The sequence below is a fragment of the Brachybacterium sp. HMSC06H03 genome (genome assembly GCF_001807385.1).
In the GTDB taxonomy this organism is placed as follows: Bacteria; Actinomycetota; Actinomycetes; order Actinomycetales; family Dermabacteraceae; genus Brachybacterium; species Brachybacterium conglomeratum.
In genome coordinates this window covers 24,934-31,743 of record NZ_KV788691.1, presented here as the reverse complement: position 1 = coordinate 31,743, position 6,810 = coordinate 24,934, and the positions used below count along the sequence as shown (strand labels likewise).

The window sequence follows — 6,810 nt, the reverse complement described above, 5'->3', positions numbered from 1 at the left end:
CGGGCGCGAGGTCGACCGCGCACCGGTGCGACGTGCCCCGGACGCGGCGACCGGGCGCCTCGTCGATCGCGGGGCGCCCGGTCGTCTGCTGCTCATGCGCTAGAGGATACGGCCTCCGCCTGGACGCGCCGCGCGGGAAACGCGTGCGCCCGGGCGGCGACGGTCACGCCGTGTAGCGCGGGAAGGCGGAGGCGCCGGCGTAGCGGGCGGCCTCGCCGAGCTCCTCCTCGATGCGGAGCAGCTGGTTGTACTTGGCCACGCGCTCGCCGCGGGCCGGGGCGCCCGACTTGATCTGGCCGCAGTTGGTCGCCACGGACAGGTCGGCGATGGTGGTGTCCTCGGTCTCGCCGGAGCGGTGGGACATCATGGCCTTGAAGCCCGCGCGGTGCGCGAGGTCGACGGCGTCGAGGGTCTCGGAGAGCGAGCCGATCTGGTTGACCTTGACCAGCAGCGCGTTGCCGGCGCCCTCGTCGATGCCGCGGCCGAGGCGCTCGGGGTTGGTGACGAAGAGGTCGTCGCCCACGAGCTGCGTCTTGGTGCCGAGGCGCTCGGTGATGGCCTTCCAGCCGTCCCAGTCCTCCTCGTCCAGCGGGTCCTCGATGGAGACCAGCGGGTAGGCGTCGACGAGCTCGGCGTAGTAGTCCACCATCTCGGCGGAGGTCTTCTTCGCGCCCTCGAACGCGTAGGCGCCGTCCTCGAAGAACTCGGAGGCCGCGACGTCGAGCGCGAGCGCGACATCCTTGCCGGCCTCGAAGCCGGCCTTGCCGATGGCCTCGACGATCAGGTCGAGCGCGGCGCGGTTGGAGTCGAGGTTCGGGGCGAAGCCGCCCTCGTCGCCAAGACCGGTCGCCAGGCCCCGCTCCTTGAGCACGGCCTTCAGCGCGTGGTAGACCTCGGCGCCGACGCGCATGGCCTCGGAGAAGGTCTCCGCGCCGATCGGCGCGATCATGAACTCCTGGATGTCGACGTTGGAGTCCGCGTGGGAGCCGCCGTTGAGGATGTTCATCATCGGGACGGGCAGGATGTGCGCGTTCGGGCCGCCGACGTACTGGTACAGCGGCACGCCCGCGGAGGCCGCGGCGGCGCGCGCCACGGCAAGGGAGACGCCGAGGATGGCGTTCGCGCCGAGGGTGCCCTTGTTCTTGGTGCCGTCCAGATCGAGCATCGCCTGATCGATCGCGCGCTGCTCCTGGACGTCCATGCCGTGGATCGCCGGCAGGATCTCGGTGATCACGGCGTTGACGGCGTCGAGCGTGCCCTTGCCGAGGTAGCGGTCCTTGTCGCCGTCACGGCGCTCGACGGCCTCGAACTGGCCGGTGGAGGCGCCGGAGGGGACCGCCGCGCGCTCGAACGTGCCGTCGTCGAGCAGGATCTCGACCTCGACGGTGGGGTTGCCGCGGGAGTCGAGGATCTCTCGGGCGAGGAGTGCTTCGATCAGGGCTGCCATGGGCTGTTCCTTCCTTCGGTGATGAAGTTCGAATCGTCCGGTCGGCGCTGACCGTCCGCCCGACAGTCTAGGCCGAGCGGCGCCCGCCACGCGCCCCCGTGCCCGCGGTTGCGGCCGGAGGGTGCCGACGGAGGATGAGCGCGCCGGTCAGGCGCCGGTGCCCTGCTCGAGCTCGCGGACGGTCCTCGCGAGCAGGGCGCGCAGCGCGGTCTCGGGATCGTCGTCGCGGCCCTCGGCGGCCACGACCAGGTCGAGCAGCGCCCGGCCGAGGTCGCCGCCCCAGTCGTCGGCGTCCTCGGCCGAGGCCGCGGCGTCAGCCGCCGCGAGGAGCTGCTCGAGCCCGCCGGCCGATCGGGCGCGGTGGACGATCTTCGCCGCGGTCTGCAGGGCGGGCAGCTCGGCGGGGATCCCCTCGGCCCAGCCGCGGGGGCGCGTCGGAGCCGTCCCGGAGCTCCCCTGGATCTGCCGGCCCTGCTGGTCCTGCTGCTTCTCCTGCGCCTTGACGGCGTGCCACTGCGCGATGATCTGCTCGACGTCGGCGGGGTCCTCGAGCGCCTGCTCGGGCGCGTCGCCGAAGACGTGCGGGTTGCGCCGCTCCATCTTCGCGACGAAGGAGCGGGCCACGTCGTCCACGTCCCAGGCCGGCTCCTCCTCCTGGCCCACGCGCGCGTGGAAGAGGATCTGAAAGAGCAGGTCGCCGAGCTCGTCGGGCAGCGCCCCGGGGCCGTGGCCGGCGGGGTCGTCGATCACCTCGAGCACCTCATGGGTCTCCTCGAGGAGGTAGCGGGCGAGCGAGGCGTGGGTCTGCCGGTGGGTCCAGGCGTCGCCGCTCGGCGCCCGCAGCGCCTCCATCACCTCCACTGCCCGCAGCAGGGCGCTGCCGCGCGGTGCGGGATCGGACGGGACGGGGCGCTGCGCGGTGCTCACGGTGGCGAGGCTACTTCCTCGCCGGCCCCGACCCCGCCTCCGCCTGCACGACGGGCGCGGAGATCTGCTCGGCCGCGGAGGGCACGAGCACGCGCAGCACCTCGCGCGCCCACTCGAGCAGCGCGTGGTCGCGCAGTTCGGTGCCGCCGAAGCGGGAGGTCATCGGGCGGGGCACGAGCACCTGGCGCAGGGCGGGCTTGAGCAGCGTGCCCGGGTACAGGCGCTTCATCCGCATCGCGACGGAGTCGGCGGGCTCGAGATGGGCGAAGCGGATCATCTTGCCCTGGGCCTGGACCTCGTCCACCCCGGCGGCGCGGGCGTCGATCCGGAAGCGGGCCACGTCCAGCAGCACCTCCACCGGCGCGGGCAGCGGGCCGTAGCGGTCCGCGAGCTCGGCACGGACCTGCTCGATCTCGGAGACCTCGCGCACCGCGGAGAGCTTCGCATAGGCCTCGAGCCGCAGTCGCTCGGAGCCGATGTAGTCGTGCGGGACGTGCGCGTCCAGCGGCAGCTCGACCCGGATCTCCTTCTCCGGCGCGCTCGCCTCGCCGCGGAAGGCCGCGACGGCCTCCCCGACCATGCGCACGTAGAGGTCGAAGCCCACGCCGGCGATGTGCCCGGACTGCTCGCCGCCGAGCAGGTTGCCGGCGCCGCGGATCTCGAGGTCCTTCATCGCCACCTGCATGCCGGCGCCGAGGTCGGTGTTGGTGGCGAGGGTGGTGAGGCGGTCGTGGGCGGTCTCGGTGAGCGGCTTGCCGGCGTTGTAGAGGAAGTAGGCGTAGGCGCGCTCGCTCGAACGGCCCACGCGCCCGCGCAGCTGGTGCAGCTGCGAGAGCCCGAAGCGGTCCGCGTTCTCGACGATCAGGGTGTTGGCGTTGGCGATGTCGAGGCCCGTCTCGACGATCGTGGTGCACACGAGCACGTCGAAGTCCCGCTCCCAGAAGTCGACGATCACCCGCTCGAGCTGGTGCTCGTTCATCTTGCCGTGGGCGACGGCGACGCGGGCGTCGGGCACCAGCTCGCGCAGGTGCGCGGCGACGCGGTCGATGTCCTCGACCCGGTTGTGGATGTAGAACACCTGCCCCTCGCGCAGCAGCTCGCGCCGGACCGCGGCGGCGATCTGGCGATCCTCATCGGCGCCGACGTAGGTCAGCACCGGATGGCGCTCCTCGGGCGGGGTCGCGAGGATGGACATCTCCCGGATGCCGGTCACGGCCATCTCGAGCGTGCGCGGGATGGGGGTCGCCGACATGGACAGCACATCCACGTTCGTGCGCAGCGCCTTGAGCGTCTCCTTGTGCTCGACGCCGAAGCGCTGCTCCTCGTCGATGATCAGCAGACCCAGGTCCTTGAAGCGCACGTTGCCGGTGAGCAGGCGGTGGGTGCCGATCACGACGTCGACGCTCCCCTCGCGCAGACCCTCGACCGTCGCCTCGGAGTCGGCGGCGGACTGGAAGCGGCTGAGCCCCTTCACGGTCACGGGGAAACCCGTGTACCGCTCGGAGAAGGTGTCGAGATGCTGCTGGGCCAGCAGCGTCGTCGGGGCGAGCACGGCGACCTGCTTGCCGTCCTGGACGGCCTTGAAGGCGGCGCGCACCGCGATCTCCGTCTTCCCGTAGCCGACGTCGCCGAGGATCAGGCGGTCCATCGGGACCGGCTTCTCCATGTCCTTCTTGACGTCCTCGATGGTGGAGAGCTGGTCCGGGGTCTCGACGAACTCGAAGGAGTCCTCGAGCTCCCGCTGCCAGGGGGTGTCGGGGCCGAAGGCGTGGCCGGGCGCGGACTGCCGGGCGGAGTACAGGCGCACCAGCTCGTCGGCGATCTCGCGGATCGCCTTGCGGGCCTTCGACTTGGTCTTCGCCCAGTCGGCGCCGCCCATGCGGTTGACGGACGGCTCCTCGCCGCCGACGTACTTGGTGACCTGATCGAGCTGGTCGGAGGGGACGTAGAGCCGGTCGCCGGGCTGGCCCTTCTTCGAGGCCGCGTACTCGATGACGAGGTACTCGCGGGTGGTGCGCTTCGCGCCGGTGCCGACGGTGCGGCTGGTCATCTCCACGAAGCGGCCCACGCCGTGGTGGGCGTGGACGACGTGGTCGCCGGGCCGCAGCTGGAGCGGGTCGACGACGTTGCGGCGGCGGGAGGGCATCCTCCGCTCCTCGCCGCGGCGCGCCCCGGACTTGCCGGTGAGGTCGCGCTCGGAGGCGAGGACCAGCTTCAGGTCCTCGGCGACGAGCCCCTCAGCGAAGGGGCCGACCGTGACGACGGCCTCGCCGGGCTCGACGGGTCCCTCGAGCCGCTCGGCGAAGACGGTCGCCATGCCCTCGCCGCGGAGGTTCTCGGCCGCGTGGCGGGCCCCGCCCGTGCCGGCCATGGTCGCGACGACGGACCAGCCGTCGGCGCGGCGGCGCTCGAGCTCCTTCGCGGCGTCGGCGGGCTTGCCGGAGTAGCCGGGGTGGGTGGACGTGCCGGAGGTGGTCAGGTCGAGGTCGGCGTCGAGGCCGAAGGCGGCCAGGGTGAACCAGGCGCGGCCGCCCTCGCGGGCGTGGCCCTTCGCCTCCGACAGGGGCACGAAGCTCGCCGCCCCCACGTCGATCGGGAGTCCGCCGCCGGCGGCGGCGCTGGACCAGGCGGCGGCGAGGAACTCGTCGGTCGTGGCGACGAGCTCCTCGGAGCGGGCGCGGGCCTTCTCCGGGTCGAGGACGAGGAAGCGGGCGCCGGCGGGGAGCACGTCGGCGACCTGCTCCATGCCGTCCACGAGGACGGGGCTGAGGGATTCCATGCCGTCGGCGGCGATGCCGTCGGCGATGCGCAGCAGCAGGTCGCGCACGCCGGGCAGCTCCTCGGCGCGGGCGCGGGCGCGCTCGCGCACTGAAGGGGTCAGCAGGATCTCGCGGCAGGGCGGGGCGTCGAGCCCGTGCGGGACGGGATCGAGCGAGCGCTGGTCGGCGACGGCGAAGTACCGCACGTCATCGATCTCGTCCCCGAAGAGGTCCACGCGCACGGGATGCGGCTCGGTGGGCGGGAAGACGTCCAGGATCCCGCCGCGCACCGCGAACTCGCCGCGCTTCTCGACCATGTCCACGCGCACGTAGGCGGCGTCGACGAGCTCCTGCTCCAGGTCCTCGAGGGGGCGCTCCTCCCCCACCAGCGCCCGGACGGGACGGAGGTCGCCGAGGCCGGTCGCGATCGGCTGGAGCAGGGAGCGCACGGGCATCAGCAGCACGTGCACCGGGTCCTCGGTCTCCGGATGGGCGATGCGGCGCAGGGTCTTCAAGCGCTTGGCGACGGTGTCGGCGCGCGGGGAGAGCCGCTCATGCGGCAGGGTCTCCCAGGCGGGCAGCTCGGCGACGTGCGCGGTGCCGACGAGGACGCTCAGCGCCGCCCGGAGATCCTCGGCGGCGCGGGTGGTGGAGGTGACCACGACCAGCGGCGACTCGGCGCTCGCGCGTCGTGCGAGGTCCGCGACGGCGAAGGGGAACAGCGCGGTCGCGGCGACGATGTCCCCGCCCGGGCCACGGTCCTCGTCCGCGCCGGCGGACTCGACGAGCTCGCGGATCGCGGTGAGGTCGGCGCCCTCGGCGAGGCGCGCGAGCAGCGGGGCGAGCGGCGGGGCGGACCGCTCGACGCCCACGGCATCGGGGCCTGCGCCGGCGGCCCGGCCGGTGCGTGCGGCGTCGGTCGGTGCGGTCATCGGTCCTCCCGGGAGTGGAAGCGCTGCTGAGCGGCGGTGAGGCCCTCGAGGACGACGGCCTCGACGGCGTCAGCGGCGTCCGAGATCAGCAGCTCGAGCGTGCGGCGCTCGGTGGAGGTGAAGGGGGCGAGCACGTGGTCGGCGGTGTCGCGGCCGCCCGGAGGCCGGCCCACCCCGACGCGGACGCGCAGATAGTCCTTGGTGCCCAGCGCCTTGGAGATGTCGCGCAGGCCGTTGTGGCCGCCCTCGCCGCCGCCGCGCTTCAGGCGCACCGCGTCGAAGGGGATGTCGACCTCGTCGTGGACGACGACGACCTGCTCGGGGTCGATGCCGTAGTACGCGGCCAGCGCCTTCACCGGACCGCCGGAGACGTTCATGTAGGTGGTGGTCTTCGCGAGGATCACCCGCTCGCCGGCGCCGGGGGCGCCGAGGCGTCCCTCCAGCACGACGGCCTGCGCCCGCTTGGCGGCGGCGAATCGCCCGCCGGCGGCGTCGGCGATGTGGTCCAGGACCATCTGGCCGATGTTGTGCCTGGTCGCGGCGTACTTCGGGCCGGGGTTGCCCAGGCCCACCACCAGGTACGGCCCGGGGCGGCGCTCGCTCACGGTCATGATGCTCCTCGTTCTCACCGGTGCGCGGCGGCGCACGACCCCGGACACCGTACCGGGGCGCCGCGCGATGCGCGACGCCCCGGCAGGCGGTGTGTGAGCAACGGAGCGGGACGGGGAGCCGACGGGCGTCCTGC

At 73.3% G+C, this 6,810-nt stretch carries 4 protein-coding genes; all 4 read right to left on the bottom strand.

Translation table 11 applies throughout. The features are described from left to right. Positions 1-163: 163 nt before the first annotated feature. Entirely contained in the window at positions 164-1,447 is a 1,284-nt protein-coding gene (gene eno, locus HMPREF3159_RS04015) for a phosphopyruvate hydratase (RefSeq protein ID WP_070499783.1), read from the bottom strand. Between the two features lie 147 nt (positions 1,448-1,594). Beyond that, the gene (locus HMPREF3159_RS04010; RefSeq protein WP_070499782.1) at positions 1,595-2,374 is read right to left on the bottom strand and encodes a MazG nucleotide pyrophosphohydrolase domain-containing protein; all 780 of its coding nucleotides are present in this window, start codon (positions 2,372-2,374) and stop codon (positions 1,595-1,597) included. Positions 2,375-2,384: 10 nt separating this feature from the next. Continuing rightward, complete coding sequence (gene mfd / locus HMPREF3159_RS04005) at positions 2,385-6,065, bottom strand: transcription-repair coupling factor (protein WP_246821461.1); 3,681 nt, start codon at positions 6,063-6,065, stop codon at positions 2,385-2,387. Next, the gene (gene pth / locus HMPREF3159_RS04000) at positions 6,062-6,676 is read right to left on the bottom strand and encodes an aminoacyl-tRNA hydrolase (RefSeq protein ID WP_010551092.1); all 615 of its coding nucleotides are present in this window, start codon (positions 6,674-6,676) and stop codon (positions 6,062-6,064) included. The genes mfd and pth overlap by 4 nt, the downstream gene beginning before the upstream one ends. Positions 6,677-6,810: the final 134 nt, after the last annotated feature.

Coding starts and splice junctions, on each gene's coding strand:
- eno (WP_070499783.1), bottom strand. CDS start 1,447: ATGGCAGCCCTGATCGAAGCACTCCTCGCCCGAGAGATCCTCGACTCC.
- mfd (WP_246821461.1), bottom strand. CDS start 6,065: ATGACCGCACCGACCGACGCCGCACGCACCGGCCGGGCCGCCGGCGCA.
- pth (WP_010551092.1), bottom strand. CDS start 6,676: ATGACCGTGAGCGAGCGCCGCCCCGGGCCGTACCTGGTGGTGGGCCTG.